This is a genomic window from Longispora albida DSM 44784 (assembly GCF_000379825.1).
Lineage (GTDB): Bacteria > Actinomycetota > Actinomycetes > Mycobacteriales > Micromonosporaceae > Longispora > Longispora albida.
In genome coordinates, this window is the sequence record NZ_KB903813.1 from 746,337 (window position 1) to 772,964 (window position 26,628).

Annotated in this window: 19 protein-coding genes, 1 tRNA gene and 1 pseudogene; 13 read left to right on the plus strand and 8 right to left on the minus strand. The window is 69.8% G+C overall.

The genetic code is table 11. The features are described 5' to 3' along the window. Positions 1 to 20: 20 nt before the first annotated feature. Both A3G1_RS0103600 and A3G1_RS32950 read right to left on the minus strand, forming a co-directional pair. The gene (locus A3G1_RS0103600) at positions 21 to 659 is read right to left on the minus strand and encodes a methionine ABC transporter permease (protein ID WP_040477329.1); all 639 of its coding nucleotides are present in this window, start codon (positions 657 to 659) and stop codon (positions 21 to 23) included. Continuing rightward, on the minus strand, positions 656 to 1,327 hold the full coding sequence (locus A3G1_RS32950; RefSeq protein WP_018348102.1) for a methionine ABC transporter ATP-binding protein: 672 nt from the start codon (positions 1,325 to 1,327) through the stop codon (positions 656 to 658). The genes A3G1_RS0103600 and A3G1_RS32950 overlap by 4 nt, the downstream gene beginning before the upstream one ends. 489 nt (positions 1,328 to 1,816) lie before the next feature. On the opposite strand from A3G1_RS32950, the gene A3G1_RS0103610 reads away from it, so the two are divergent. From A3G1_RS0103610 to A3G1_RS32955, 3 genes are all read left to right on the plus strand, one after another. Next, positions 1,817 to 2,407, plus strand: coding sequence for a YqgE/AlgH family protein (locus tag A3G1_RS0103610; protein ID WP_018348103.1), 591 nt, complete (start codon positions 1,817 to 1,819; stop codon positions 2,405 to 2,407). Between the two features lie 85 nt (positions 2,408 to 2,492). Beyond that, positions 2,493 to 2,565 (plus strand) — tRNA-Ala (locus tag A3G1_RS0103615). Between the two features lie 333 nt (positions 2,566 to 2,898). Continuing rightward, positions 2,899 to 6,207 (plus strand): AAA domain-containing protein, encoded by a 3,309-nt coding sequence (locus A3G1_RS32955; RefSeq protein ID WP_018348104.1) that lies wholly within the window; start codon positions 2,899 to 2,901, stop codon positions 6,205 to 6,207. Positions 6,208 to 6,227: 20 nt separating this feature from the next. Here A3G1_RS32955 and A3G1_RS32960 read toward each other — a convergent pair whose 3' ends face one another. Then, positions 6,228 to 8,612: a UvrD-helicase domain-containing protein gene (locus A3G1_RS32960; protein WP_157640876.1), complete on the minus strand. Its 2,385-nt coding sequence runs from the start codon at positions 8,610 to 8,612 to the stop codon at positions 6,228 to 6,230. Between the two features lie 198 nt (positions 8,613 to 8,810). Here A3G1_RS32960 and A3G1_RS0103630 point away from each other — a divergent pair, with 198 nt between their 5' ends. Further along, positions 8,811 to 10,064 carry a PQQ-binding-like beta-propeller repeat protein gene (locus A3G1_RS0103630; protein WP_018348106.1) on the plus strand — a complete coding sequence of 418 codons (1,254 nt, stop codon included), beginning with the start codon at positions 8,811 to 8,813 and terminating at the stop codon, positions 10,062 to 10,064. Between the two features lie 52 nt (positions 10,065 to 10,116). Here A3G1_RS0103630 and A3G1_RS0103635 read toward each other — a convergent pair whose 3' ends face one another. After that, on the minus strand, positions 10,117 to 11,751 hold the full coding sequence (locus tag A3G1_RS0103635) for a proprotein convertase P-domain-containing protein (RefSeq protein WP_018348107.1): 1,635 nt from the start codon (positions 11,749 to 11,751) through the stop codon (positions 10,117 to 10,119). 615 nt (positions 11,752 to 12,366) lie between these two features. Between A3G1_RS0103635 and A3G1_RS0103640 the strand changes: the two genes are divergently transcribed. From A3G1_RS0103640 to A3G1_RS0103655, 4 genes are read left to right on the plus strand one after another with little or no spacing between them, the layout of a single operon-like run. After that, positions 12,367 to 13,524 carry an alkaline phosphatase PhoX gene (locus A3G1_RS0103640; protein WP_018348108.1) on the plus strand — a complete coding sequence of 386 codons (1,158 nt, stop codon included), beginning with the start codon at positions 12,367 to 12,369 and terminating at the stop codon, positions 13,522 to 13,524. A gap of 47 nt (positions 13,525 to 13,571) precedes the next feature. After that, a complete protein-coding gene (locus A3G1_RS32965; RefSeq protein ID WP_018348109.1) occupies positions 13,572 to 14,492 on the plus strand; it encodes a hypothetical protein in 921 nt (306 codons plus the stop codon). Next, positions 14,492 to 15,973 carry a hypothetical protein gene (locus tag A3G1_RS0103650; protein WP_018348110.1) on the plus strand — a complete coding sequence of 494 codons (1,482 nt, stop codon included), beginning with the start codon at positions 14,492 to 14,494 and terminating at the stop codon, positions 15,971 to 15,973. The genes A3G1_RS32965 and A3G1_RS0103650 overlap by 1 nt, the downstream gene beginning before the upstream one ends. Beyond that, positions 15,963 to 17,225 (plus strand): AAA domain-containing protein, encoded by a 1,263-nt coding sequence (locus tag A3G1_RS0103655; protein ID WP_245563431.1) that lies wholly within the window; start codon positions 15,963 to 15,965, stop codon positions 17,223 to 17,225. The genes A3G1_RS0103650 and A3G1_RS0103655 overlap by 11 nt, the downstream gene beginning before the upstream one ends. Before the next feature lie 169 nt (positions 17,226 to 17,394). Here A3G1_RS0103655 and A3G1_RS0103660 read toward each other — a convergent pair whose 3' ends face one another. From A3G1_RS0103660 to A3G1_RS0103670, 3 genes are all read right to left on the minus strand, one after another. Further along, positions 17,395 to 17,979, minus strand: a complete 585-nt coding sequence (locus A3G1_RS0103660; RefSeq protein ID WP_018348112.1) for a hypothetical protein — start codon at positions 17,977 to 17,979, stop codon at positions 17,395 to 17,397. A 64-nt stretch (positions 17,980 to 18,043) separates the two neighbouring features. Beyond that, on the minus strand, positions 18,044 to 18,868 hold the full coding sequence (locus A3G1_RS0103665) for an SDR family NAD(P)-dependent oxidoreductase (RefSeq protein ID WP_018348113.1): 825 nt from the start codon (positions 18,866 to 18,868) through the stop codon (positions 18,044 to 18,046). Then, entirely contained in the window at positions 18,865 to 20,304 is a 1,440-nt protein-coding gene (locus A3G1_RS0103670) for a flavin-containing monooxygenase (protein ID WP_018348114.1), read from the minus strand. The genes A3G1_RS0103665 and A3G1_RS0103670 overlap by 4 nt, the downstream gene beginning before the upstream one ends. 104 nt (positions 20,305 to 20,408) lie before the next feature. Here A3G1_RS0103670 and A3G1_RS41610 point away from each other — a divergent pair, with 104 nt between their 5' ends. The 3 genes from A3G1_RS41610 to ctaD all read left to right on the plus strand — a co-directional run bounded on the left by A3G1_RS41610 (position 20,409) and on the right by ctaD (position 23,382). After that, a complete protein-coding gene (locus A3G1_RS41610) occupies positions 20,409 to 20,816 on the plus strand; it encodes a hypothetical protein (RefSeq protein ID WP_018348115.1) in 408 nt (135 codons plus the stop codon). Between the two features lie 70 nt (positions 20,817 to 20,886). Further along, positions 20,887 to 21,483, plus strand: a complete 597-nt coding sequence (locus A3G1_RS0103680) for a DUF305 domain-containing protein (protein ID WP_018348116.1) — start codon at positions 20,887 to 20,889, stop codon at positions 21,481 to 21,483. A gap of 165 nt (positions 21,484 to 21,648) precedes the next feature. After that, positions 21,649 to 23,382, plus strand: a complete 1,734-nt coding sequence (gene ctaD / locus A3G1_RS0103685; RefSeq protein ID WP_018348117.1) for an aa3-type cytochrome oxidase subunit I — start codon at positions 21,649 to 21,651, stop codon at positions 23,380 to 23,382. A gap of 215 nt (positions 23,383 to 23,597) precedes the next feature. Here the strand turns inward: ctaD and A3G1_RS0103690 are convergent, their stop codons facing one another. Then, positions 23,598 to 24,626, minus strand: coding sequence for an LPXTG cell wall anchor domain-containing protein (locus A3G1_RS0103690; RefSeq protein WP_157640878.1), 1,029 nt, complete (start codon positions 24,624 to 24,626; stop codon positions 23,598 to 23,600). Between the two features lie 116 nt (positions 24,627 to 24,742). Between A3G1_RS0103690 and A3G1_RS0103695 the strand changes: the two are divergent. Further along, positions 24,743 to 26,023: pseudogene (locus A3G1_RS0103695) on the plus strand (nicotinate phosphoribosyltransferase); the annotation flags it as partial. After that, positions 26,023 to 26,571 carry an isochorismatase family protein gene (locus A3G1_RS0103700; RefSeq protein WP_018348120.1) on the plus strand — a complete coding sequence of 183 codons (549 nt, stop codon included), beginning with the start codon at positions 26,023 to 26,025 and terminating at the stop codon, positions 26,569 to 26,571. The pseudogene A3G1_RS0103695 and the gene A3G1_RS0103700, both read left to right, overlap by 1 nt. Positions 26,572 to 26,628: the final 57 nt, after the last annotated feature.

A 26,628-nucleotide genomic window follows, 5' to 3' on the forward strand; every position in this document is an offset into this window, starting at 1 on the left:
TTTCTGTTACTGGGGTGGGGTTAGCGGCGGTCGAGGCGCTTGGCGAGCAGGTCGCCGCCGGACTGGACGAGCTGGACACCGACCACGAGCAGGGCGACGGTCGCGAGCAGCACGTCGGTTTCAAACCTCTGATGGCCGTACCGGATGGCCAGGTCACCCAGGCCACCGCCGCCGACCACGCCAGCCATCGCGGAATAGCCCACGATCGCGACGATGGTGACGGTCAGCGCCCGGATCAGGCCGGGGACGGCCTCAGGCAGCAGTACCTTCGTGACGAGACCCCAGCCACGCAGCCCGAGGGACCGGCCGGCCTCGATCAGCCCCGGGTCGACCTCGTGGAGGGCCGCCTCGACGAGCCGGGCGAAGAACGGGATCGCGCCGATCGACAACGGGACGACGGCAGCCTCGGGGCCGATGGTCGTACCGGCGATCGCCCTGGTCAGCGGCATCACGAGTACGAGGAGGATGACGAAGGGGAGCGAGCGGCCGACGTTGACGGCCGCGCTGAGTGGCCGGTACACGGACTTGGGGGCCCGGGTCAGCAGGACACCGAGCGGGACCCCGCCTGCGACCGTGACCAGAGTGGACAGGGCGACCATGTAGAGCGTCTCCTGCGTCGCGGGCAGGAGCAGGTCGGCCAGCTCGGTCAACGGCCTCATCGGGAGACTCCCTCGGTACTGATGATCTTCCCGGCCTCGATCACGGACACGGTGTCGGCGACCTGCCGGACCACGTCGTGCTCGTGCGTGATCAGGAGGATGGTCAGGCCCAGCTCGGTGTTCAGCTCGCGGAGCAGGCCGAGGATCTGGGCTGTCGTCTCCGGGTCCAGCGCGCTGGTCGCCTCGTCGGAGAGCAGGACGTGCGGGTCGGCGGCGAGGGCTCGCGCGATCGCCACCCGCTGGCGCTGGCCGCCGGAGAGCTGCGCGGGGTAGGACTTCGCCTTGTCGGCCAGCCCGACCCGGTCGAGCAGCTGGAGCACCTTGTCCCTGCGGGCCGTGCGGTTCAGCCCGGCGAGTTCGAGGGGCAGCGCGACGTTGTCCGCGACGGTCCGGCGGCGCAGCAGGTGGTACTGCTGGAAGATCATCCCGATCCGGCGGCGGGCCCGGGCCAGCTCCTTGCCGCCCAGCCCGGTCAGCTCCTGGCCGAACACGGTGACCGTGCCGGAGTCGGGGCGCTCCAGCAGGTTCACGCTGCGCAGGAGCGTGGACTTGCCGGCCCCGCTGCGGCCGAGGATGCCGTGCACCCGGCCGGGCTCGACGTGCAGGTCGACGCCGTCGAGCGCGGCGTGGTCGCCGTACCGCTTGACGACGTTCTGGAGCTTGATCACGATGCTTCCCTCAGGATGGATCCGTGCCGATGACGGGAATGACGGATATCGGGGCCGAAACTGCCGCGCGAAAGGCCCAGCTGGGGGCAGTCACGGCGTACGGAGATGCGAGAGGACCGCGCCAGAGACGGCGCTGATCAAGCCGGGCGGGCCGGCGAGGAGGGGGTTGCTAGCGCGTATCGCGGGCCAGCTGCGCGGCTGCCGTTAGCGGCAGCAGATACACATTCGACAGGTGCGCGGCATCATCACACCAACGACCATCCGGTCGAGGTGCGGCATCATGCGCAGGGCTGTCATGCCGGAAAGTTAAACATACGAACCCGGCTCACGTAGCCGATCGTGATCGGGCTCTCATGCACAGTCACCCTGTCCCGGACCCGTGCCCGATGAGCACCCCGCGCTGCCCAGCCGGGCACCTTGATCAGACCCGGAGCTAATTCCAGCCGAAACCCCCTCCCGCTGGGCCGGCTGGACCGCTAGGTTGCGAGTATGCGGCACGAACCGGACACGACCGGAGGGATGGCGGTGGGGTTGCTGGCTGGCCGGCTCCTCGTCGCTTCCCCGATGCTGCGCGACCCGAACTTCGAGCGGACCGTCGTGCTCCTCATCTCCCACGACGAGAGCGGGGCGCTCGGCGTCGTGCTCAACCGGCCGACCGAGGTACAGGTGAGCGAGGTGCTCCCGCACTGGGCGGACCTGGCCGGCACGCCCGGCGTGCTGTTCGAGGGCGGGCCGGTCCAGCCGGAGGCGGCGATCTGCCTCGCGCGTACCCGGCCGCACGTCGCCGCCATGCCCGGCTTCCTCCCCATCCACGCCGGCGTCGGCACCGTCGACCTGTCCGGCGACCCCGAGGCGTTCGGCGACCAGGTGCTGGGCCTGCGCGTCTTCGCCGGGTACGCGGGCTGGGGCGCAGGCCAGGCCGAGGGCGAGATCGAGGAAGGGTCCTGGCTCGTGTACGACGCGCTGCCCGGCGACCCGTTCATGCCCAGGCCGGACGACCTGTGGAGCCTCGTACTCCGGCGCCAGGGCGGCATGACCGCAGCCCTCGCCCACTACCCGGCCGACCCGGCACTGAACTGACGGGGACACCCAATTCGCGCTCCGCCGGGGGCCTGTGTAATATTGCCCAGGCGAACGCGAGAGCGGGAGCAGGCAAGACAAGCAAGGGGCTGTGGCGCAGCTGGTAGCGCACCACACTGGCAGTGTGGGGGTCAGGGGTTCGAGTCCCCTCAGCTCCACCCTTGTGCAAGACAAAGAACGCCCTGGTAGGAGCTGAACAGCTCGCCGGGGCGTTCCTCGTTTCCGCCGTGATCGGCAGCCGTGGCCACTGTGCCCCCGGAAAGCGTCGTAACGCGGTCATTCACGCCAATATCGGCGAAATCTCCCCAGGAGCTGGCAGTCTCGCGTCCGCCTGGTCGTGCCGAGGGCACTGATGGTCCGGTTCTCCGGAGAGGTCGTGGGTGGCTCCGGGTACGAACTGTCCGCCCATAGGCCCGTATCATTCGCCTTTGTGGACAGTGGGCGTCGGTGTCACGGTTGGCGGCTGGCGCGATCTGCGACGGGGGTGCGGGGTGCCGGACTGGCGCGACGAGGTGATCGGTGCCCTGGACCACTGGATCGGCCTGGAAAGCCGGACCGGAGCTAGGGAGGGCTGGACCAAGGTCGGCGAGGCCCGGCAGCTCGGCGACCCCGGCTGGTACACGGTGGACGCCCGCCGGGTGAACGCTGACCTGGACCAGGGGCGCATGCGTGTCGCCGGGACCGATCAGCCTGGTGAGCAGGACGGCTTCCCCGTACTCGAGACCGTCCAGGATGGGCAGACGGTCCGGGTGCGGATCGCCGAGTTCGCCAGCATCGAGCAGCCGCATCTGTGGTGTCACCGCCAGGCGGCCACCTTCCTGCTCACCCGGCTGCGCGATGGCATCGCCGCGCTGCCGGACGTGAGCCTCGCCAGTGATCTGGCGTCCCGGCGGCTGGCTGGTTACTCGACGGCTCCCAAGCAGCTCGCGGGCTTCTCTGCGGCCCAGCGGGAGGTCTACGCCGCGTGCTTCTCACCGGGCGTCCGCCTGGTCTGGGGGCCACCGGGTACGGGGAAGACCCGGATCCTGACCGAGGCGATCAGTGATCTCGCCGGGGAGGGCCGCACTGTACTCCTGGTGTCCGCCACGAACATCGCCGTGGACAACGCGCTGCTGGGTGTGGTTCGCAGGGGCGGCTTCCGGCGCGGCCAGCTTCTTCGTGTCGGCGTTCCGCACCTCGCGGAGATCGCGAACAACCCTGACGTGTGCCTGAACCAGCTCGTCCTCCAGGAACTCGCGCAGGCTGAGGACCGCCGGCTGGTGATCCAGGCCCAGCTGGTGGCGATTCTGGCACGAGAGGCGGAACTCGGCCGGGTCCAGCGGCAGCTGGCCGGGTTCGACCCGCACAAGTACCACCGCGTTTCCGCTCTCCTGGACGTCGAATCCCGGATACCGGGGCTGGCTGCTGCGGCGGCTGATGCCCGGCAGGTTCATGCGGACCTGGCGATCCGGAAGGAGGAGGCAGAGCGGAGGGTCGAGCGCGCACGGGTCCAGGTCGAGGAGACGGCCCAGGCACGGCGGGCGTACGCCGAGATCGCCCGGCTGCGCAAGGAGGTCTCCGCCTTGTCCGACGCGACCGACTCCCTGCACGCGACTCTGGTTCTGGCCAGGCGGGCCGGCGACACCACTGCGGCTCGGCTGGCGGTACTGACGAGCGGGTCCATGTTCTTCCGGATGCGTAACCGGGCAGAACTCCGGCGCCTGCGGCAGCAGCGGGAGGTAGATGCCGCCGAGCAACTGCGGGCCGAGACCGAGTGGAAGGACGCGCGGGCGCTTCTCGAACGTCGTGGCCGTGCCGTGGAGAGCCAGGTGTCGAAGCTGACGGCCGAGGCTCGCTACCAACCAGCCGACCTGGTGCAACGAGACCGGGAGCTTGCTGCGGCAGAGCAGGAAGCAGGAGCGGCGAGGAAGGTGGCCGCGGCGGCCGAAACGCGTGCGGCGGCTGCGCTGGATGCTCTCCTGACAGCCGAGGCCCAGCCGCGAGCCACCTCGGAGGAACGGAGCTGGGTCAGCAAGGTGGCTTCCGCCGGACTGCCGGAACTCGCGCGCCGCGCGGCCACTATGTCCGACCAGCGGGAGGCCGTCCTGAGTGATCGGTCCCGGCTGGAGCAGGAGCACGCCGAAGCCCATGACGAGGTGGACAAGCTCCGCCGTGGAGCGGAGACCAGCCTGATCAGCCAGGCCACGGTCGTCGCGACCACGCTGGCCAGATTCCGGAGCATGAAGGCGCTGCTCGACCGGCAGCACGACGTTGTGCTGATCGACGAGGCCGGCGCGGCGAACCTGCCGGAGGTGCTCCACGCCGTGGGGCACGCGGGCAGCACGGCGGTCCTCCTGGGCGATTTCATGCAGCTCGGCCCGATCATCTCGTCGGAGGTGCTCAAGGACCAGCGGCCCGACCTGGTCCGGTGGCTGCACAACGACGTGTTCGCGCACTGTGGCATCGGTTCGGCGGACGAAGCGCGCGCACGGACAGGGTGCGTCGCCCTGGACACCCAGCACCGGTTCGGCCCGGTGGTCATGACACTGGCGAACCGGATCGCCTACGACGGCCTGCTCAAAGCGGGGCCGAACCAGAAACCGCACGTGTCCGACGACCCGGAGATCGTGTTCGTCGACACCGACGGGCTCGGTGACCTGGCCAGGGTCCGCCCCACCAGCGCACGGGCCGGGTGGTGGCCAGCGGGATCGCTGCTCAGCCGGGTACTGGTCGACTACCACCTGGCCCGCGGCGAGCAGGTGGGGGTGGTCACGCCGTACAAACACCAGGCAGAGGCCACACTGGAGGCACTGCGTGACGCCGAGGGGCCGAACGGAACCACGACGGAGGTCGGGACAGCCCACCGGTTCCAGGGACGCGAGTTCCCCATCGTGGTTTTCGACCTGGTCGAGGACGAGTGGGACAAGCGGTGGATGTTCCAGGCCGAACGGTCGGGTGGTAGCTGGGCGCGGACGGGCGTCCGGTTGTTCAATGTGGCGCTGACGCGCACCCAGCACCGGATCTACCTGATCGGCAGCCGGACGCGGGTGGCCTCGGCCAGGCCGGGTAGCCCGCTGGGCCACCTGCACGAGCTGCTCGTGACGTGTACGGCCCGGGTGGTCAGGGCCAGCAGTGTGATCAGCGCCCAGGCGGGGGAAGTCCCGCCCGAAAAACTGGGGGTCTTCGGGAGTGAGCTCGCGGGGATCCTCGCCCAGCACGTCCGGATCAGCGACATCCACGACGAGCGGGACTTCAACGCGGCGATCAGCGGGTACCTCGACGGGGCCAAAGAGTCGATCTGGCTGTGGGCACCGTGGACGGCCCGGCGGGTCAGGACCCTGCTGCCTGCCCTGGTGGACGCGGTCGGGCGCGGCGTGCGGGTCACAGTCTTCACCCGGGGCGAGAGCGACCAGATGCAGCGGGGCAAGCTCGCGGAGTTTCTGGCGGAGGTCAGGGAGGACCTGCCAACGGTCGTCGCGGTGCACGAGATGCACCAGAAGATCGTGATCATCGACGAGCGCACTGTCCTGCTCGGCAGCCTGAACACGCTGTCACACAGCAGCACCCGTGAGGTGATGCTGGCCATCGAAGGCCGGAACTTCGCCCGGAAACTGCTCGAGCACGAGCACGCGAAGGAGTTTGTCCGCCAGCCTCCACGCTGTGGCAGGTGCGGGACCGCGGGCATGTTCGATCTACGGCGGCTCAAGGCGGACTGGGCCTGGGTCTGCCGCGTGCCGGCAGGGGTGGACGAGAAAGGTCACGCGAAGCACTGCTCGTGGAAGGACAGCGCGCTCCGCAAACGTCCACCCCTGGTGCCCTGAAGGGGGTCAGGATCTTCGGCTCAGCCGCCGGCGGGCTTGCGGTTATGCCAGCACATGACGCAGTACCCGAGGCCGCGGGCCAGGGCGTCGTCCGGGGAGATCCGTTCGAGTTCGCCTGGCGTGCCGCCACGCCGGGCGACGGAGCGCTGTCCGTCGAGCAGGCCTTGGCACAGGGTGCGGGAGTGGAACACCTGGCCGCCCTCGGAGACGATGACCTGACGGGGCAGGCCCTGAGCGGTGTGACGGCAACTCGCGCACTGTCCCGGGAGCATGTCGTGGAGGCAGCGGTCCTCAGCAGGGGCCGGTTTCCTGTTTTCGGGTGGCGCGGCCGGGATGGGTGCGGCGGGAACCGGGCTCGCCGGAGGCGGTGTGTCCCGGGCCGGTTCGTTGCCGGAGGCCGTGGGGGCTGCGGGTGGTGGGGTGGCTGGGGTGAGGCTGCCGAGCCAGAGCAGGTCGCGTGCCCTGGTCATGCCGACGTAGAGCTGCCGTTTGGCGAGGGCGAGTCGGTCGGGGTCGGCCAGGCCGCCACGGCCGGCGTCACGAAGGGCCTGGTCGTGGCGGGGGATCAGGACCGCTTTGAACTCCAGCCCCTTGGCGCGGTGGTAGGTGCCGACCTTCACCGCGTCGACCTGGTGACCCTCGTACTTCTCCAGGTTGATCGAGGGGATGCCGTGGGTGCTGAGCAGGCCGAGGTAGTGCTGGACGTCGTTGCGGTTCGCGCACAGGATCGCGGTGTCGGCTGGCACGCGGGTGGCGAGCTGGTCCATGAGCAGCCGGTCGTGTTCGTGCTGGGTGTCCGCGGTGGCCCGGAGTACCTGGCCGTCCTGGTAGCTCAGTTCGACGTCGGGCCGGCCGGTGGTGACGGTGCCGTCGAGGTCCTCGAAGCTCTCGCCCGACATGATCTCCAGGGCGGCTTCGAGGATGGCTGAGGCGTTGCGGTAGTTGACCCGGAGTACCTTGGCCCGGCCGCCCTGGATGTTCAGGCCAGCGTCGGAGAGCCGGAAGCCTCCCGGGTAGACGGACTGCTGGCCGTCGCCGATCAGCAGCAGCCGGTTCGGGCCGTCGCCTGTCAGGGCGTGCACGAGCTGGATACCCGTCAGGCTCAGGTCCTGGACCTCGTCGACGATGACGGCCCCGTATGCCGGGTCGGCCGGGCGGGCGCGCACGGTGTCGAGCGCGAGCTGGATCAGGTCGGCGAAGTCGTGGACTTTCTTCTCGCGCTGGAGGCCGGTGTACGTCTCGTACAGGTGCCAGACGAGCTCGCGGTGGTTCCGGCGGAGCGGTGTCCGGCGGCCGGGGCGGTCGAGGGCGAGGTACGCGGGGAGGCCGGTGATGCCGCGGCCCTTGATCACGTACTCGATCTCGTCGGCCCAGTAGTCCGAGTCGATCTCGATCTCGCCCAGCGTCGAGTGCCGTCCCGCCCGGCTCCACGCCAGCCCGAACAGGCCCTGTTTGCGGTTACGCAGGTTGACCGGTACGGAACGTTCCTGGAGCAGGCGAAGCGCCCAGCTGTGCAGGCTGCTGAACTCGATCCGCCCGGCGAGATCCGGGGCCATCCGGGAAAGGAGCTGTTCCTGCACGCGGGGCAGGTTGCGGACGAAGGTCAGGAACAGGATCTTCCCCGTCGTGCGCCGGGCCAGGTACGCGGCACGGTGCAGGCCGACGACCGTCTTGCCCGTCCCAGCCGGGCCGCTGATCCTGGCCGGGCCGTTCCAGTGCTGGGTGTGCAGCTTGTACTGGTCCTGCGGCAGGACCGTCATCCAGTTCTCGATCGGCCCGGCCTGAGCCGACTCCAGCTGAGCCCTGATCACGTCCTCGGCGGCGAACAGCCCCTGGTCGGAGAAGCCGGAGCCGGATGCGGGGCTGAGGTCGAGGTCGATGCGGGAGTAGCCGGTCAGGCTGCCGGCCAGGTGCTCCGCCGTGAGCCGGGTCAGCGTCGGCGACAGCCGGGCAGGCCGCCCAAGCAGGTCGGTATGGAGCTTGTCCAGCCCGACCACCCGGACAGCCCGGCGGATCTCCGCTGGGCGGTTCGCGGCGGTGACGAGGAGAGCCGACACGGCGATCGTCGCGATCCGTAGCTCCCGGAGGTGGTCCACGAGCTGGCTGGTGGCCGCGCGCAGCGTGTCGAGCTGGTCAGTACTGCCCTCCGCAGCAGTACTGGGCTCGGCGATGGTGACGGCGAAGATGCCGGGCGGGCCGATGAGCACGGCATCGGAACCGGTGCCGGGTGCCGGCCAGCCGTCCCGGAGGAGCAACGACCAGTCCTTGCCGGTCAGGGCGAGCAATGTGGACAGAGCTGCCCGGTGCTCCGTGGTGGCTGGGTAACGGTTTGCTAACTCGGTGGCCCGTCTTTGCTGCCGGGCGATCTCCAGCGCGCGCTCGCTGGCACGCCTGCGGTCAGCCATGACGAGGCAGGGGTATCGAACTGGAAAGCAGCATATCGCCACCATAGATGGACATGTCGCAATGCGCTGTCCCGTACCGCCAGGCCGGAGAAACCGGGGTAGCCTGCGCCGGTGATTGACCTGGGAGACGTTTCGGAGCCTCGGGCCGCCGAGCCCGCACGGGTACGGCGAGTGCCGATCGGGGGTTGGGTTCGGCGCGTGGTTGCCGGGCTGGTGGCGGTGTTCGTGCTGGTCACGTGTGTGGCTTCGGGCGTGCCGCGTCCGGGGTTCGCGGAGGTGCTGCCGGATCCGGTGACGTATGTGCGGGTCAGGGATCAGCTGGGGCGGATGCCGTTCGCGTACCTGCTGGACGGACATGTGCTCTATGTGGCGACCAGGGGGCGGGTCGAGGCCAAGGACCTGCGGAAGCGTGGCCAGCGGTTGTGGACGGTCGCGGAACTCGATGTCAGGGATACGCCCGATCTGCGGGTCGTGAACGGGATCCTGCTGGTCAGTTCCACAGAGGTTGTTCAGGGTCCGACCTGGAGCGGGGTCACCGCGCTGGATGCCAGGACCGGCGCTGTCCGGTGGGCCGCTGACGGCCGGGTGGGTGGAGTTACCGGAGACACGGTTCTACTGGACGATTTCGGGACTGCAGGGGTTGGGCTGTCGACCGGTGAGCGACTCTGGAAGTCCGAGTCGGCCGGGGTGTTCCAGCTGGGCGCTGACGGCAGCCCGGCCCTGCCGTTGCGGCTCTTCGTCGTTCGCGGCGGCATGGACATGGATGACAGCGGCTGCTGGAACACCGAGACGCTGCGGGTCCACGACCCGGTCACGGGGAAAGAGCTCAACTCCCGGCAGCTCCGGCGTGAGCTGGTGAGCACAGTGAAGGGCGGTTGCTGGTTAGAGGGGCCGCAGCGGCAGATTGTGCCAGTGGGCACGGAGATGGCGCTGGTTGCCGGCAACAAGGGCATGGTCGGTGTCGACCCGGTGACCTTGCAGGACACCTGGCGGATGGAGATTTCCCGGCTGTACGGAGACTCCGGTCCGTGGGCGTGCGGGGAGTTCGTGTGTGGTGTGCGGTTCGGCAGCTGGTACACCCCGGAGACTTTTGTTGTGCGGCGCAGTGACCGCCGTGAGGTGTGGTCCGGCAGTGACCAGCGTGCGGTGGTTCTGCCGGGCGGGCACATGGTCGCGGGGCAGTACACGGTGCCGGGCGTGGTGTTCCTGGACGAGCGGGGAGCGGTGCGCGGGCAGCTGCCCAGGTGGAAGGCGCTGGTGAACTCGCCGCGCGGGCCCGTCGTGCAGTGGTCGCAGGAGAGGACGTCGTGGGTGGGCCGGGTCGATGTCGCGAGCGGCAAGGTCCAGCCGGTCGGGGACATCGGGGTCACGGGGAACGACTGCCAGGCGAGCGCGGAATACCTGGTCTGCCTGGACAACCGGAACGCGCTCCGGGCCTGGTACCTGCCGTGAGACAGGCTTCCGCGGCGGGTGCCGGGACCCGCCGCGGAAGTGTGAGCGGGGACTACAGGGTCAGGGTCCAGCTGTCGATCCTGCCGGTGTCAGCGGTGGCCGCGTCCTGCACGCGGAGGGTCCACGTGCCGTTGCGGGCCTCGCTCGACAGGTTCACTGTGTAGGTCTGGTTGATGTTGTCGGCGCTGCCTCCTGCCCGGTTGTGCAGGACGTAGGTGCTGCCGTCCGGCGCGACGAGGGTGACGACCAGGTCTCCGATGTACGTGTGAACGATGTGGACCTCGACCTTGGAAGCCGTCGAGGCGTTGCCCGAGCAGCTGGCGATCGCGATCGTGCTGTTCACCGTCGCGTTGTCGGGGATGTTCACGTCGGTGCCGTTGGTACCCGGGGCGCAGGTCGGCGGGGTGCCGCCGCCCAGGTTGAGGGTCCACGTGTCGATCCGGCCGGTGTCGGCGCTCGCGTTGTCGTTGACGCGCAGGTTCCAGGTGCCGTTGGCGACCTCACCCGACAGGTTCACCGTGTAGGTCTGGTTGATGTTGTCGGCGCTGCCGCCCGCCCGGTTGTGCAGGGTGTACACGGTGCCGTCCGGCGCGACGAGCTCGACGAGCAGGTCACCGATGTACGTGTGGACGATGTGGACCTCGACCGTGCTGCCCGTACCGGCGTTGCCGGCGCAGCCCGAGATCGTGATCGGCGAGCTGACGGTCGCGTTGTCGTTGATAGCGAAGTCGGTGCCGTTCGTGGCGGAGCAGCCGGGGATCGGTGCCGAGTTGACGGTCCACGAGTACGACGTGCTGGCCGTCTTGGCCGGGCTGGAGCTGTCCGTGGCCGTCACGGTGACGTTCGACGTGCCAGCCGTCGTCGGCGTACCGGTGATCTGCCCGGTCGACGCGTTGATCTGCACGCCGGCCGGGAGCCCGGTGGCGGAGAACGTGTACGGGGCCGTGCCGCCGCTGGCCGTGTGGGTCACCGGCGTGATCGCGGTACCGACGGTGCTGGTCTGGTTGCCCGGGTTGCTGACGGACATGCCGCCGGGCGGGGTCTGGCAGCCGCCGATGGTGTTGGCGGCGGTGCAGATGTCGGCGGCGAAGTGGCCGACCTCGGTGTACACGCCGGGCTTGCCGGGCCGGGCGCAGCCCTCACCCCACGAGGTGATGCCGACCTGGCGCCAGGTGTTGGTGGCGTCCCTGCGGAACATCGGGCCGCCCGAGTCGCCCTGGCAGGTGTCGACGCCGCCGTTCGGGAAGCCAGCGCAGATCTCCTCCGCGTCGACCAGGCCTGAGTAGCTGCCGCCGCTGGCCTTGCAGGTCGCGTCGTTGATGAACGGCACGTCGGCCTTGAGCAGGTAGCGCTGCTGGCTGCCGCCCTCGCTCGCCGCGCCCCAGCCGGCGACGGTGAACGTGCCGCTGTTGAGGGACAGGTCGGTGGCGACCTGGAGCAGCGGCACGCCGGTGATCGGCTGCGACATCCGGATCAGCGCCCAGTCCTTGCCGGTGCCGTTGTATCCGGGCGCCTGGAGCACGTAGTTCGACTGGCGCGTCGTCCGGTTCGGGTCCTGGAGATCGACGGCGCCCTGGGTGATGGTGATCGAGGTGTTGTTGCCCGTCCCGTTCACGCAGTGCGCGGCGGTCAGGACGAGTGTCGGTGTGTACAGTGCGCCGCCGCAGCCCATGGACAGCCTGACCATCCACGGGAACTCACCTTGCGCTGCCGGGGTGCCACCGACGACCTGAGGGGTTGGGTCCTCGGCGTGGGCCGCCGTAGCGGCGAACCCACCAGCCAGCACAACGATGAACGCGACAGCGGCGGCTCGGAGTCCTTGCCGGATTCTTCCGGTTCCAGACATGAGTTTCACCGGTCCTCCCTATAGCTCGGTCCGACCCGGGACCACAAGGGACGCTCACCTGGTGGTCGGCCCTCGGCGGCCCGGGTGCAGGTGAGGCCGAAGGTAGCGCGTACGGAGTGAACGGAACAGACATACACTTGGGTCTATATATCCTGTACTGTTGACGGCCGTCGTGAATGGACAATGCGCATCATTCCCAGCCAATGATTCCGGGATATCCGGCGATGTTCAGGCGGTCGTCGCCGGGATGTGGCCCGCAGGTGACTTTCGGAACCGGGGCGAATCCGGTCTTCCGGAGCTAGAGATCATGTGATGATGATCCGGTGTGGACTCTGACGGAGCGGACATCGACTGTTCACGTGGTACTCCTGCCGGCGTTCGGGAACTCGTTCCTACGCTCAGTCGCGAAAACGCCCCGCGCAGTGAGTGTTCAGTGAGGAGTTTCCGGTGAACCCCATGAACCGCCGTACCGTTCTCCGTACCGCCGTCATCGGTGGCGGCAGCGTCGCCTTCTCCGGTGCGCTCTGGTCGGGGGCCGCGCACGCGGCGCCCGCGCAGAACGCGGCCAGCCCGTACGGGCCGCTCCAGGCCGCCGACGCCAACGGCATCCAGCTCCCGGCCGGGTTCACCAGCCGGATCGTGGCGCGCTCCGGCCAGACCGTCTCGGGTACCTCGTACACCTGGCACAACGCCCCCGACGGTGGCGCGGTGTTCGCCGACGGCAGCGGCTGGATCTACGTGTCCAACTCCGAGATCAACCCGGGTGGCGGTGCCTCGGCCATCAAGTTCAACTCCAGCGCCGCGATCACGGGGGCGTACCGGATCCTGTCGAACACCCGGCAGAACTGCGCCGGCGGCAAGACGCCGTGGAACAAGTGGCTGTCCTGTGAGGAGGTCAGCCTCGGGTACGTGTACGAGTGCGACCCGTGGGGCAGCGCCGCGGTGCAGCGCCCGGCGCTCGGCAAGTTCAAGCACGAGGCCGCAGCCTGTGACCCGGTCCGGCAGGCGATCTACCTGACCGAGGACGAGAGCAACGGCTGCTTCTACCGGTTCCTGCCGTCGACCTGGGGCAACCTGGCCTCCGGCACGCTCCAGGTGCTGAAGGCCGGCACGGCGACCTCCGGCTCGTTCACCTGGGCGACCGTGCCAGACCCGGACGGCTCGCCGACCGCCACCCGCGACCAGGTCTCCGGCGCCAAGCGGTTCAACGGCGGCGAGGGCTGCCACTACGCGAACGACACGGTCTGGTTCACCACCAAGGGCGACAACCGGGTCTGGCAGGTCAACCTGCTCAACAGCACCTACGAGCTGGCGTACGACGACGGCCTGGTCAATCCGGGCCCTGCCCCGCTGGCCGGCGTGGACAACATCACCGGCTCGACGGCCGGTGACCTGTACGTCGCCGAGGACGGCGGCAACATGGAGATCTGCATGATCACGCCGGACGACAAGATCTCGGTGTTCCTGCGGGTGACCGGCCAGAGCAGCTCGGAGATCTGCGGCCCGGCGTTCACCCCGGCCGGCAACCGGCTCTACTTCTCCTCGCAGCGCGGCACGAGCGGGTCGGGCTCCGGCGGGATCACCTACGAGATCACCGGCCCGTTCCGCACGTGACGACCTCTTGAGGGTAAATGTCGGAGGGGGTGGCTACCCTCTGTGGCATGACGACTGAGCAGGAGCCGGCGCTGACCTACAGTGCGCGGACTCTTGCCGCGCTGACGGCGAATCCGGGCTGTGCGCGCCGGGCCCTGCTCGACACCACAGGTGCCGACAAGGCCGAGGTGGCCGGGCAGCTCGGATTTCCCATGCCCAGTGGCCAGTCCCGGTTCGCGATCACCCGGGGGAATGCGTTCGAGGCGCAGGTCAAGGCCGACCTGCTGGCCATCACCGGCCACGAGGAAGGCCGGGTCGCCGAGGTCGCGCTGCGGCTCGAGGTCGCGGGGCAGGTCGTCGGCCTGGAGCCTGACGCGCTGCTGGTCGAGGATGACGACCTTCTTTTCGTCGTACTGGCCAAGAGCTTCCCGATCATCGACGGGCGGGCCAGCCCCGAGAAGGTGTCGGCGGCCGCCCGTCAGGCAGCGGTGTACGTGCTGGCCCTGCAGCGCATGGGGCGCGCGGTCAGCGAGGAGGTCATCCTCGTCTGCCCGGAGAACTTCTCGAACAAGCCGGTCGCCGCGAAGGTGGACGTGCGCCGGCAGCTCAGCGTCCTGGCGCGCCAGCTCGACCGGCTGCCCCCGGCCGAGGGTGACGGCGCCGACCCGGTGGCAGCGGCGAAGGCGGCGCAGGCCCGGTATGCCCCCGAGTGCCTGGCAGCCTGTGAGCTGGCCTTCTTCTGCCGGGACGAGGCCCGCCGCGAGGGCGCGACGGATGCGATGGGCCGCTCGGTCCGCGACGAGCTGGGCGGAGTGTCCTCGGTGGGCGAGGTCCTCCGCCAGGCCATGAGCGGTACCGGGGGCGGGGTCGCCGACGACGAGACAGCCGAGCTGCTGAGCCGGGCCTGGCGGCTGCGGCAGGCGGCACTGGCGAGTACGGCGGGCACAGCGAATACGGCGGGTATGGCTGGCGTGGCGGGTGGGGTGTAGTGGGCATTCTGGATGCGCTGGCCAGGGCCGAGGCGGCGGCGACCGGCCGTGCGCAGCCGATCGCGACCGTCCGGCACGTGCACCTGACGGAGCGGCCGCTGGTGCTGGTGCCGCTGGCGATGGCCGGTGAGGCCGCGGCACCCCTGGCCGTGATGCTGGGCTGCGACCGGGAACGGCCACGGGTGCTCGTCGTACCCCAGCCCAGGGACCGCGACCTCCGGCGGGCCTTCATGTCCGAGCTGGCGGCGGCGATCGCTGCCGAGCTGGGGATGGCGGGGCTGGGGGCTGCGGGGTCGGCTGCGGACGAGAACGCTGTGGAGGCTGGCGTGGCTTCCCGGCCGGGTGCTTTGCGCGGCCGGGTTGGCGGGCCTGAGGCGGAGGGGGCTTCGGGCGCGGTGAGTGTGGGTGATGCGGGGGCTTCGGGCGAGGCGGCTGCTGCCCCGGCGCCGGGTGACGGTGCCGTGGACGGGTTCGCGGCTGCTGAGCCGCAGCTGGTGGTGCCCAACGTGGCCGGAATCGAGTTTCTGGGGCTGCTGGGGCGGGCGACGCGGTTCCAGGAGGGTGACCAGGTCGGGCGGTGGCTGACGTTCTTCGCCGACCGGGCGCAGATGCCGGGGTCGGCGAGCCTGATCGCTGCCACCCGGGCGCTGGGCCTGCACTGGGCTACCGGGCAGAGCGCTGTCGAGGATGCGAATCTCGCCTCGCTGCTCGCCTGGCTGGACGGCGGTGACCCGGTCGCGGCCGAGCGGCAGGCCGCGGGTCCGCAGACCGATCCCGAGTTCGACAACCAGGTGCTGTCCCCGCTGATCGCCGACTACGACGACGGCTGGCCTGGCGCGGCTGACCGGATCACCGAGGCGCTGACCGGGCAGCTCGCCGGTACGTGGCAGCAGGTGTGGCGGGCACTCGACGCCGTGCGCGAGCTGCCGGAGGCACCCTCGGCCGCCGACCGGTGGACGTGGGACGTCATGGCGTACGCCGGGTTCATGACCGACCCGCTGCCGCAGCCCCGGTCGGAGGGGCCGATCGCGGCCGCGGCGAGGCTGGATCGGCTGGAGCGGGCCCAGGCTCGGTACGAGGTGCAGCGGGCTTTCGACGATCCGCTGGTGATGGCCGGGTACGAGCTGACCGGCGACGCGTTCCGCTGCACGGTCCTCGCCGTCGAGCGTGATCGGAAGGAGGGGCGGAAGCTCCGGCCTCGGATCACGGTCGACCTCGCGTCGCCGGTACAAAAGAATGGGCCGTGGACCTCTCCCGCACGCCGGGGGCAGACCGCGGAGCTGGAGGAGGCAGACGGCGGGGTGGCGGTTTTCGTCCTGGCCGGCGGGATGGGGCGGGGGAGCGCTCCGGCGGAGGGCTCGGTGCCCGAGGTCGGGGAGCAGCTCGTCTACACGACGCTGAGTGACAGTTTCCAGCGGTCGGCGACGTTCCCCGAGGACGTGCCGTGGACGCATGGCGGGGGTGCCGCCGATGCTGGATGAGATCCTCGCTGACGTGCTGTCCGGGAAGCACCGGGGTGTCGTGGTCGACTCGCCGCCCGGGGCCGGGAAGTCCACTCTGGTCGTCGCGGCCGCCCTGCGGCTGCCCGGGCGGCTGATGATCGTCGCCCAGACGAACGAGCAGGTCGACGACCTGATCGAGCGGCTGGCGGCGAAGGATCCCGAGGTGACGATCGGGCGGCTGTCCGCAGGTGGCTACCAGGCCGCCGAGCGGATCAAGCTGCCCAACGTGACTGTCGCGCCGAAGGTGGCCGGGCTGGGCGAGCCACGGGTGACGATCGCGACCGCAGCCAAGTGGGGCACCCTGACCGAGGGTGAGTGGCCGTGGGCGATCGTCGACGAGGCGTACCAGATGCGGTCGGACGCTCTGCTCCGGATCGCTGGCCGCTTCGAGCGGGCGTTGTTCGTGGGTGATCCCGGTCAGCTCGACCCGTTCTCCACTGTGGATGGTGAGCGCTGGTCGGGGCTGTCGTGGGATCCGTTGCAGAGCGCGGTTTCCGTGCTGCTCCGGCACAATCCGGATCTGCCGGTGCACCGGCTGCCGGTGTCGTGGCGGCTGCCTGCCAGCGCCGCGCCGCTGGTGTCGGCGGCGTTCTACCCGTTCACCGGGTTCACGTCGGGCACCGGGCCGGGGGATCGGCGGCTGGAGCTCGGCGAGGGCGACGGCCGGGCCGAGGACCAGGCGATCGAGATGGCTGCCGCCGGGGGCTGGGCGCTGTACGAGCTGCCGGGCAAGCACGTCGTGCGAACCGACGCCGAGGCGGTGAGTGCCGTGGCCAGCCTGGCGGAGCGGCTGCTCAGCCGGGGGATCGTGGCGCACGACGAGAAGGGCACGTCGCCGGTGACGGCCGACCGGGTCGCGATCGGTGCCGCGCACCGCGACCAGGTGGCCGCGATCCGGGCCGCCCTCGGTGACCTGCCGGTCACTGTGGACACCGCGAACAGGTTGCAGGGTCGGGAGTACGAGATCACGATCGTCCTGCACCCGCTGTCGGGGCGGCGGGACGCCACGGCGTTCCACCTGGAGTCGGGGCGGTTGTGCGTGCTGGCGTCACGGCACCGGCACGCCTGCATCGTGGTCGCCCGGGCTGGGATCGCCGAGCTGCTGGACGCGCATCCGTCCACTGAGCCTGTTCCGCTCGGGGTGCCGGTGGCGTTCCCGGACGGCTGGGCTGCGCATCAGGCGGTGCTGGCCCACCTGAGCGAGTTCCGGGTCCCGGCCGCGGGGGCTTGAGGCGTCCGGCTGCGGGAGTGTGAGATGTCCGGCCGGGGATCGTGGGCCGTCCCGGCCGCAGGAGCCGGAGCCATCCGGGCTGCGGGATCGTGAGCCCGGCTGCGGGAGCGTGAGCGGTCCCGGCCACAGGAGCCCGAGACCGGGATAGGCCTGGGCGGATCAGGACAGATCAGGCGTGGCCGGGGTCTGGGGTGCCCCAGACGATCTCGGTGCCGTCGACGGCGCGGAGGACACCGGTGCTCGCCTGGTCGGCGATCGCCCGTTCGAGCTGGTGGTTGCCCGGCCATTCCGCGAGCCGCCAGAGCTGGGCCTTGTCCGTGGCGGTCAGGGTGAGGGCGAGCAGCCCCGCTGCCTGGCCGGCGTGGCCGGTGAGGGTCGCGCGGCGGATCAGCTTCTCGAAGAGTTCCTCGACGCGGTGGAGCTGGAGCAGGCTGAGGCGGCGGCGTTCCTCCGGGTCGGGGTAGCCGGTGAAGGCGCACAGGCTCAGGCTGCCCCGGACGTGGTGGAAGAGCTCGGGCCCGCGGAGGCGCACCTGTTCGATGTCCTTGCGGCGGCGGTGCTCGGCGATCTCGTACTCCTCGTTGACGTGCCGGGAGGCCGAGTGCCGGTCGGCGGCCACCGCGAGGAGCATCAGGGCGAGGAGCGGCGCGAGTGAGCACAGGAGCAGCGTGTTACCGGAGAGGGCCGAATAGCCGATCACCACGAGGCACAGGCACGCGGCGATGACGGCGCCCAGCTGCGCCGCGGTCCGCATCGTTGGCCTCCCTCATCGAATGACGTACACATTAGGAGACTTGTGCCGGACAGGCTAGACGTGCTCACAACCTGTGCTCAGTAGTCTCCCGAGTCGTTGCCGTGTTGTGTTCCTGGTGGTAGCGGCGGGCTGTGAGGGCGGCGATCCGGACGGCGAGTTCGGGTGCGAGCCGGGTACCCCACCAGGCGAGCCGGCCCGACAGCGGCGCGACGATCAGCGCCTTGTTCCGGGCGACGCCGCGGAGGATGTCGCGGGCGAGGCGGGTGGCCGGGTACAGCGGGACGGGGATGTGGCCCCGGGCCGAGGAACCCATGCCGGTGGCTCGCAGGCCGGGGTTGACGTTGTCGAGCAGCGGGGTGTCCACAAAGCTCGGGCAGACGGCGCTGACCCGGACATTGTGGATGGCCGCTTCGGCGCGGAGTCCGAGGCTGAGGCCGACGACCGCGTGTTTGGTCGTGGTGTACGGGACCATCAGCGGAGCCGGGGTGAGCCCGGCCAGGGACGCGGTGTTCACGATGTGGCCGTGGCCCTGGCGGATCATGCGCGGGTACGCGGCGTGGACGCCGTGGATCACGCCGCGCAGGTTGACGTCGATGGTGCGCCGCCAGTGGTCGAGGTCGAGTTCGCTGGCCGCGCCGCCGGTCGCGATGCCGGCGTTGTTGAACACGACGTCGACGCGGCCGTGGCCGGCCCAGGCCTGCTCGTAGGCTGCGTCGACGGCTTCGGCGTCGGTGACGTCCAGTTCGATGGCGGTGCAGCCGAGCCGGGCCGCGACGACCTCGGTGGCCGGGGAGATGTCGGCGATGATGACGCGGGCGCCGCGCCGGCGCAGCTCGGTGGCGAGGGCCAGGCCGATGCCGGAGGCCCCGCCCGTGATCAGCGTGATCATGCCGGAACCCCCACTGGGGTGATCACGTAGTCGGCAGGGTCGAGCCTGCGGACCCGGTTGCGGTACTGCCACGCGAAGCCCGGCCAGATGGTCCGGTTCACCCCGTGCTCGTCGAGGTACCAGCTCCGGCAGCCCGTGTTCCACACCGCGCTGTCCAGCCTGGACTGGATCTCCGCGGCGAACCGGCGCTGCACCTCCGGCCTGACCTCGATCGCGCTGGCCCGGTCGAGGAGCTCCAGGGCCTGCATGACGTACCTGACCTGCTGTTCGATCATGTACACGACCGAGTTGTGCCCGAGGCCGGTGTTCGGCCCGAGCAGCACGAACGCGTTCGGGAAGCCCGCGATCGAGATGCCGAGATGTGCGGACATGCCGTCGCGCCAGGCCTCGCCGAGCGTGCCGGCCGGGCCGGTGATGGTCTGGCCGTCGAGTGCGTCGGTGACGTGGAAGCCGGTGCCGTAGACGATCACGTCGGCTTCGCGCAGCCGGTCGGTGACGATGCCGTCCGGGGTCACCTCCCGGATCTCGTCCGTGATCAGGCTGACGTTGGGCCTGGTCAGCGCCGGGTAGTAGTCGTTGGAGATCAGGATCCGCTTGCAGCCGATCGTGTAGTCCGGGGTGAGTTCCGCCCGCAGTGCCGGGTCCTTGACCTGCCGCCGCATGTGCCAGCGCGCCACGGCGGCCGCCACACCCATCAGCCTGGGGTGCACGAATCCGAGCGCGCGGGACTCCAGCCGCCAGAAGATCGAGGCGCGGTAGAGGCGCTGGACGGCGGGGAGCGCCCGGAAGACGGCCTGCTCGGCCCTGGTCAGCCGCCGGTCGGGCTTGGGGATCACCCAGGGCGGGGTCCGCTGGTAGACGTCGACCCGCGCCGCGACCTTCGCGATCTGCGGCACGAACTGCACGGCGCTCGCGCCCGTCCCGATCACCGCGATCCGCTTGCCGGTCAGATCGAGACCGTTGTCCCACCGGGCGGAGTGGAAGGCGCGGCCGCCGAAGCTGTCCAGGCCCTTGATTTCCGGGTACCTGGGCACATGCAGCGCCCCTATCCCGAGCACGACTGCCCGGGCGGTGTGCCGGTCCCCGCTGGTCGTGACGAGTTCCCAGTGGTCGCCTGCCCAGGTGGCCTCCCTGACCTCCGAGCCGTACCGGATGTGCGGGGTGATCCCGTACTTGCCAGCGCAGTGCCGCAGGTAGTCCCAGATCTCCTGCTGCCGGGGGAACATCCGGGTCCACGAGGGATTCTGCTCGAAGGAGTAGGAGTACATGTGGGACTGGATGTCGCACGCGCAGCCGGGATAGGTGTTGTCGCGCCACGTACCGCCGAGGTCCGGTGCCTTCTCGAGGAGCAGGAAGCCGTCCCGCCCGGCCTTCTTCAGCGCGATGGCCATGCCCAGCCCGGCGAACCCGGCCCCGATGATGATCACGTCATGCATCAATGCCTCCCTACTTGCGGGTAAGGTACCGGGTTTCCTTACTCGTGGGTAGGGTTCGCGAGCCGCGAGATCGAACCCGGCCGGCGGGGTGGCACAATCGCTGGATGCAGTGGCGGCAGGTGCTCCGGCCTGCGGGGTGGTGGCCCCGCCGGGTACTGGCCCTCGTCCTCCTGCTCGGCCTCATCGGCCTGCACGGCGCCGACTGCGCGACCGGCGGCGCCCACCGCCCCGTGTCCGCGCACGCGGCCCACTCCCCGGTCATGCACTCAGTTATCAGTGCTGATGGGAGTGCCGCGCCGCACGCCGTCCCGGCCGGGCCGGTCGCCCCGCAGAAGCACCTCGGGCACTCCACTGCCTGGCTGCTGGTCTTCGGCCTGCTCCTGGCCCTGGTACTCGCCTCGGCCCGCCCCGGGCCCGCCGCCACTCCCGCTCGGGCTTCCCGGTCGCCGGGACCCCCGCCCTTCCCCTGGGGCAGGCTCACGCTCGCCCAGGTCTGCGTACTCCGGATATAGGAGAACTCCGCCCTGCTACATCGGAGTTCTTCGATCTATCCATCCATCACTCTGGACTAATGGAGTACCAGTGAAGCGAGCAGCACTCGTCACCCTGTCCACGGCTGCCCTCGTCGCGACCCTCGCGGCCTGCTCCTCCGGCAGCGGCGAGCACTCCGGCGGCCACGGCCAGCCCGCGAGCCAGCCGGCCCCGTCCGTCTCCACCACGGCGCGGGCCAACGCCGCCGACATCACCTTCGCCCAGCAGATGATCGTCCACCATGCCCAGGCCATCGAGATGGCGAAGCTGGCCCCCACCCGGGCCGGTACCCAGAAGGTGAAGGGTCTCGCCGCGCGGATCCAGAACGCCCAGCAGCCCGAGATCGACAAGATGACCGGCTGGCTGCGCGCCTGGGGTCAGCCGGTGGCCGCACCCGGTGGCGGGCACGGCGGGCACGGGTCGATGCCCGGAGTCATGTCCGATGACGACATGAGGAAGCTCGCAGCCGCCTCGGGTACCGCGTTCGACAGGATGTTCCTGACGATGATGATCGCCCACCACGAGGGGGCCGTCACGATGGCGCGTACCGAGAAGGAGTCCGGCGTCAGCCCGGAGGCCAGGGCGCTCGCCGAGCAGATCATCAAGGACCAGACTGCCGAGATCACCGAGATGCGCGGCATGCTCTGACCCACCCGGCGGGGCCGGGCGCGACAGGTGCCCGGCCTCCGTCCATACAGCGAGTACAGTGACGCCGTCATCACGCGGCGTGTTATGGGTACCCGTTGGGGTGAGAGATCCCCCGAAGGACTATTCTGCCTTCGGCCAGCACACCAGCAGCAATGGAGGGCATTCGTGACTGCTGTCGAGCCGAAGCCGATCGTGACCCGGCCCTGGCCGGTTCACCAGGGCATCAAAGGATCGGCGTTCGCCCGACTGCTCCGCACCACTGACGCGAAGCAGATCGGGATCATGTACATGGTCACGGCCTTCGCGTTCTTCTTGGTCGGCGGGTTCCTCGCCCTCCTCATGCGCGTCGAGCTGGCCGAGCCGGGCGGGCAGTTCCTGTCGCCAGAGCAGTACAACCAGGCGTTCACCATGCACGGCACGATCATGCTGCTGCTGTTCGCCACCCCGATCGTGTTCGCCTTCGGCAACTACATCGTCCCGCTCCAGATCGGTGCGCCGGACGTGTCGTTCCCGAGGCTGAACGCGTTCGCCTACTGGCTCTACCTGTTCGGCGGCACGATCGTCGTCGGCGGGTTCGCGACCCCGAACGGCGCCGCCGACTTCGGCTGGTTCGCGTACTCCCCGCTGACCGACGTCGCGCACTCGCCGGGCGCCGGCGCCGACATGTGGATCGTCGGCCTGATCATCTCCGGTCTGGGCACGATCCTCGGCGCGGTCAACATGGTCACCACGATCCTGACGCTCCGCGCGCCGGGTATGACCATGTTCCGGATGCCGATCTTCACCTGGAACCTGCTGATCACCAGCCTCCTCGTGCTGATGGTCTTCCCGATCCTGGCCGCGGCGCTCTCCGCGCTGGCAGCCGACCGGATCCTCGGCGCGCACGCCTTCGACCCGGAGACCGGCGGTGCGATGCTCTGGCAGCACCTGTTCTGGTTCTTCGGCCACCCCGAGGTGTACATCGTGGCGCTGCCGTTCTTCGGCATCGTCTCCGAGATCTTCCCGGTGTTCAGCCGCAAGCCGATCTTCGGCTACAAGGGCCTGGTGGGCGCGACCCTCGGCATCGCCGCGCTGTCGATGACCGTGTGGGCGCACCACATGTTCGTCACCGGCCAGGTGCTGCTGCCGTTCTTCTCGCTGCTCAGCTTCCTGATCGCCGTGCCGACCGGTATCAAGTTCTTCAACTGGATCGGCACCATGTGGCGGGGTCAGCTGACCTTCGAGACGCCGATGCTGTTCTCGCTCGGCTTCCTGGTCACGTTCCTCTTCGGTGGCCTGTCCGGCGTGCTGCTGGCAGCCCCGCCGATCGACTTCCACGTGTCCGACACGTACTTCGTGGTGGCCCACTTCCACTACGTGCTCTTCGGCACCATCGTGTACGCCGTCTACGCCGGCATCTACTTCTGGTTCCCGAAGATGTTCGGCCGGATGCTCGACGAGCGCCTCGGCAAGTGGCACTTCTGGATGACCACGATCGGCTTCCACACCACCTTCCTCGTCCAGCACTGGCTGGGCACCGAGGGCATGCCGCGCCGGTACTTCGACTACCAGGAGCGCGACGGCTTCACCCTGCTGAACCAGATCTCCACGATCGGCGCGCTGATCACGGGTCTGTCCACGCTGCCCTTCCTGTGGAACGTGTACAAGTCCTACAAGGCCGGCAAGCTGGTCACGGTGAACGACCCGTGGGGCCACGGCGCCTCGCTGGAGTGGGCGACCACCTGCCCGCCGCCGCTGCGTAACTTCGACTCGATGCCGCGGATCCGCTCCGAGCGGCCGGCCTTCGACGAGAAGTTCCCGGAGTTCGCCCCGCAGGCATCGCCGCTCGCGGTGCCGGCCGGTGGCGCCAAGCCGAACACCCCAGAGTCGGACGGCGGCGCCACCTACAAAGACCACTAGGTCTTTTGGGTAGTGCCGACCCGCTGAGCGAAAATCTGAGCTGCGCAGAAAAACCGCCCAAGTACACCAGTACTAGGGCGGTTTTTCTGCTTGTCAGATTTCCGCTCAGCGGGCCACCTCGCGTTAGATCAAGAGCTAAGAGCTGATTGTGTACTGGCATGCAGAAGGGCCGGGCTCCCCCGTGGAACCCGGCCCTTGCTGTGGTGTGTCGCTTGTTACGCCTCGACGTGGGCGTCGCGGCGACGGCGGCGGCCGAAGATGCCGACCAGGCCGGCGCCGATGGCGACCAGGCCGACGCCGAGGGCCGCGATCGACGGCGTGCTGACGCCCGTCTTCGGCAGGGTCTCCTCGGCTGGCTTGGCGACCGGGGCGGCGGGCGGCTGGGCGGCCGGGGTCGTGACGACCGGAGCGGGCGCGGCGGCCACCGTGACCTTCTGGGTGGAGACGTTGTCGCCGGGCTTCGCGTCCAGCTCGACCGGGCCGAACGTCAGGACGGCCTCGGCCTCGCCAGCCTCGGTGAACACGGCCGAGAATTCGCCGGTGCTCCGCTCGCCGGGCTTCACGATGTGCGCGCCCGTCAGGTGGCCCTCGGGGGTGATCGCCGGCTGGTGCTCGATCTTGAGGCCCTTGCCGTTGATCTTGAGCACGCCCTCGGCGCCGTTCACGAGCTCGGTGCCGTTGTTGGTGAGCGAGACCCGGATCAGGGCCCGGTCACCGGCCTTCGGTGAGGTGATCGGCCGCTTGGCGTAGTCGAGGATCTCGACGCTGGCGGCGATGTCGCCCTTCTTCGGCACGTAGAAGGTGAGGTCGTGGGGCTTGCCGGAGCCGTCCTTGCCGTAGGCGACCGAGCCGGTGAAGGTCTTGCCGTACGGCCGCTCCTGCGGGTCGTACGCGACGCCGAAGAGGCGTTCTTCTTCCTTGCCGGGCTCGACGACGCCGGCGGGGACGTACCACTTCACGCTGCCGTCCGGGTTGGTCCCGGTCTCACGGGCCGAGCCGTCGCCCATGATGCGCCAGCCGGCCGGCATCGTCACGACAGCCTCGCAGGGTGCCGTGGCGGTCCCGTTGTTGGTGCAGATGAACTTGGTGCTCATGCTGTACAGGGGGCCGAACGGCGAGAACGGGTACTGCGTGATCTTCAGTGTGACGTCTGGCGTCGTCTCGGCGAGCGCCGGAGTGGCGAGCGCGAGCGTCGCGGCGGAAACGCCCAGTGCCAGTGCCGCGGCGCGGCGGATGGTCTGCATGTGGTTCTGTGCCCCCTCGTGATGGAACGTGCCGACGAGAAACACTCCGCCGGGAGCTGTTTCGTTGCACCGGGCTTGGTAACGAGTAGGTCACGAAAAGGCAGGCGTACGCTGTCCGCGTGACCGCGTTCTACACCGACCAGTACGAGCTGACCATGATGTCGGCGGCCCTCCGGGATGGCACTGCCCACCGGCCCTGTGTGTTCGAGGCTTTCGGCCGCCGGCTGCCCAACGGGCGCAGGTACGGCGTCGTGGCCGGTACCGGCCGGCTCATGGAGATGATCCGCGACTTCCGGTTCAGCGAGGCGGAGCTGGAGTACCTGGCTGACCGGCGGGTCGTGGACGACGCGACGCTGGAGTGGCTGGCCGCGTACCGGTTCACCGGGGACATCCAGGGGTACGCCGAGGGCGAGCTGTGGTTCCCCGGCTCCCCGATGCTGACCGTGACCGGCACGTTCGCCGAGTGCGTCGTGCTGGAGACGCTGATCCTCTCCGTGCTCAACCACGACTGCGCGATCGCTGCGGCGGCGGCCCGGATGGTCACCGCGGCCCGGGGCCGTCCGATCATCGAGATGGGCTCGCGGCGTACGCACGAGGAGGCGGCGGTGGCCAGCGCCCGCGCCGCGTACCTGGCCGGGTTCGCGTCCACGTCGAACCTCGCGGCCGGGCGGCGCTGGGGTGTCCCCACTGCCGGTACGGCCGCGCACGCCTTCACGTTGCTGCACGATGACGAGAAGGCTGCGTTCGCCTCGCAGGTGGCGGCGCTCGGGGCCGGTACGACGCTGCTGGTCGACACGTACGACATCAGCCAGGGCATCCGCAATGCCGTGGCGGTGGCCGGGCCGGGGCTCGGCTCGATCCGGATCGACTCCGGTGACCTGTCGATCCTGGCCCAGCAGTCCCGGGACCTGCTCGACGAGCTGGGCGCGGCCGACACGAAGATCGTCGTCTCGGGTGACCTCGACGAGTACGCCATCGCGTCGCTGGCCGCCGAACCGGTGGACGCCTACGGGGCCGGCACCGCTGTCGTGGTCGGTTCCGGTGCGCCGACCGCCGGGCTCGTCTACAAGCTCGTCGAGGTGGACGGCCGGCCGGTCGTCAAGCGCAGCGAGAACAAGGCCACGGTCGGCGGGCGGAAGACGGCTGTCCGGCGGCACAAGCCGACCGGTACGGCCACGGAGGAGATCGTCGCCTCGCAGGGGACGCCGGAGCCGCAGGCCGGTGACCGGGTGCTGCAGCGCTGGTACATGAAGGATGGTGTTCTGGTCGATGACCTGCCTACGCTGAAGGACAGCCGTGAGCACCTGCGGCAGTGCCTGATCTCGATCCCGTGGGAGGGCCTGAAGCTCTCGCCCGGCGATCCAGCCATTCCCGTGACCGTCACCGGAGGCCAGTGATGTCCCGCGCGTTGATCATCGTCGACGTCCAGAACGACTTCTGTGAGGGCGGCTCGCTGGCCGTGGCCGGCGGTGCGGCCGTGGCGGCTGGTGTGACCGACGCGCTTCGTTCCCAGTCCTGGGATCACGTCGTGGCCACGCAGGACCACCACATCGACCCGGGTAGCCACTTCAGTGACACTCCGGACTATGTGGACTCCTGGCCGGTGCACTGCGTCGCCGGTACTGAGGGGCAGAAGTTCCACCCGGCGCTGGTTACCGACCGGATCGAGGCCGTCTTCCACAAGGGTGACTACGCGGCCGCCTACTCGGGCTTCGAGGGCAACGCCGCTGGTGAGGGCCTGGCGGAGTGGCTGCGGGACCGGGGCGTCACCGAGGTCGACGTCGTCGGGATCGCCACCGACTACTGCGTCCGGGCCACGGCGCTCGACGCGGCCCGGGAGGGCTTCGCCACGAAGGTACTGGTCGGCCTGACCGCCGCCGTTGCCCCCGAGTCCCGCGAGCGGGCCCTCCGCGAGCTCGCCGACGCCGGGGTGACCCTCGGCTGAGGCCTCCGCGCCCACTGTCCGCGCGGGCTGGAAGAATGATCGCGTGCGAGCGCGTCC

Coding starts and splice junctions, on each gene's coding strand:
- A3G1_RS0103600 (WP_040477329.1), bottom strand. CDS start 659: ATGAGGCCGTTGACCGAGCTGGCCGACCTGCTCCTGCCCGCGACGCAG.
- A3G1_RS0103610 (WP_018348103.1), top strand. CDS start 1,817: ATGCGGCACGAACCGGACACGACCGGAGGGATGGCGGTGGGGTTGCTG.
- A3G1_RS32960 (WP_157640876.1), bottom strand. CDS start 8,612: ATGGCTGACCGCAGGCGTGCCAGCGAGCGCGCGCTGGAGATCGCCCGG.
- A3G1_RS0103635 (WP_018348107.1), bottom strand. CDS start 11,751: ATGGTCAGGCTGTCCATGGGCTGCGGCGGCGCACTGTACACACCGACA.
- A3G1_RS0103640 (WP_018348108.1), top strand. CDS start 12,367: ATGAACCGCCGTACCGTTCTCCGTACCGCCGTCATCGGTGGCGGCAGC.
- A3G1_RS32965 (WP_018348109.1), top strand. CDS start 13,572: ATGACGACTGAGCAGGAGCCGGCGCTGACCTACAGTGCGCGGACTCTT.
- A3G1_RS0103655 (WP_245563431.1), top strand. CDS start 15,963: ATGCTGGATGAGATCCTCGCTGACGTGCTGTCCGGGAAGCACCGGGGT.
- A3G1_RS0103660 (WP_018348112.1), bottom strand. CDS start 17,979: ATGCGGACCGCGGCGCAGCTGGGCGCCGTCATCGCCGCGTGCCTGTGC.
- A3G1_RS0103665 (WP_018348113.1), bottom strand. CDS start 18,868: ATGATCACGCTGATCACGGGCGGGGCCTCCGGCATCGGCCTGGCCCTC.
- A3G1_RS0103670 (WP_018348114.1), bottom strand. CDS start 20,304: ATGCATGACGTGATCATCATCGGGGCCGGGTTCGCCGGGCTGGGCATG.
- A3G1_RS41610 (WP_018348115.1), top strand. CDS start 20,409: ATGCAGTGGCGGCAGGTGCTCCGGCCTGCGGGGTGGTGGCCCCGCCGG.
- A3G1_RS0103690 (WP_157640878.1), bottom strand. CDS start 24,626: ATGCAGACCATCCGCCGCGCCGCGGCACTGGCACTGGGCGTTTCCGCC.
- A3G1_RS0103700 (WP_018348120.1), top strand. CDS start 26,023: ATGTCCCGCGCGTTGATCATCGTCGACGTCCAGAACGACTTCTGTGAG.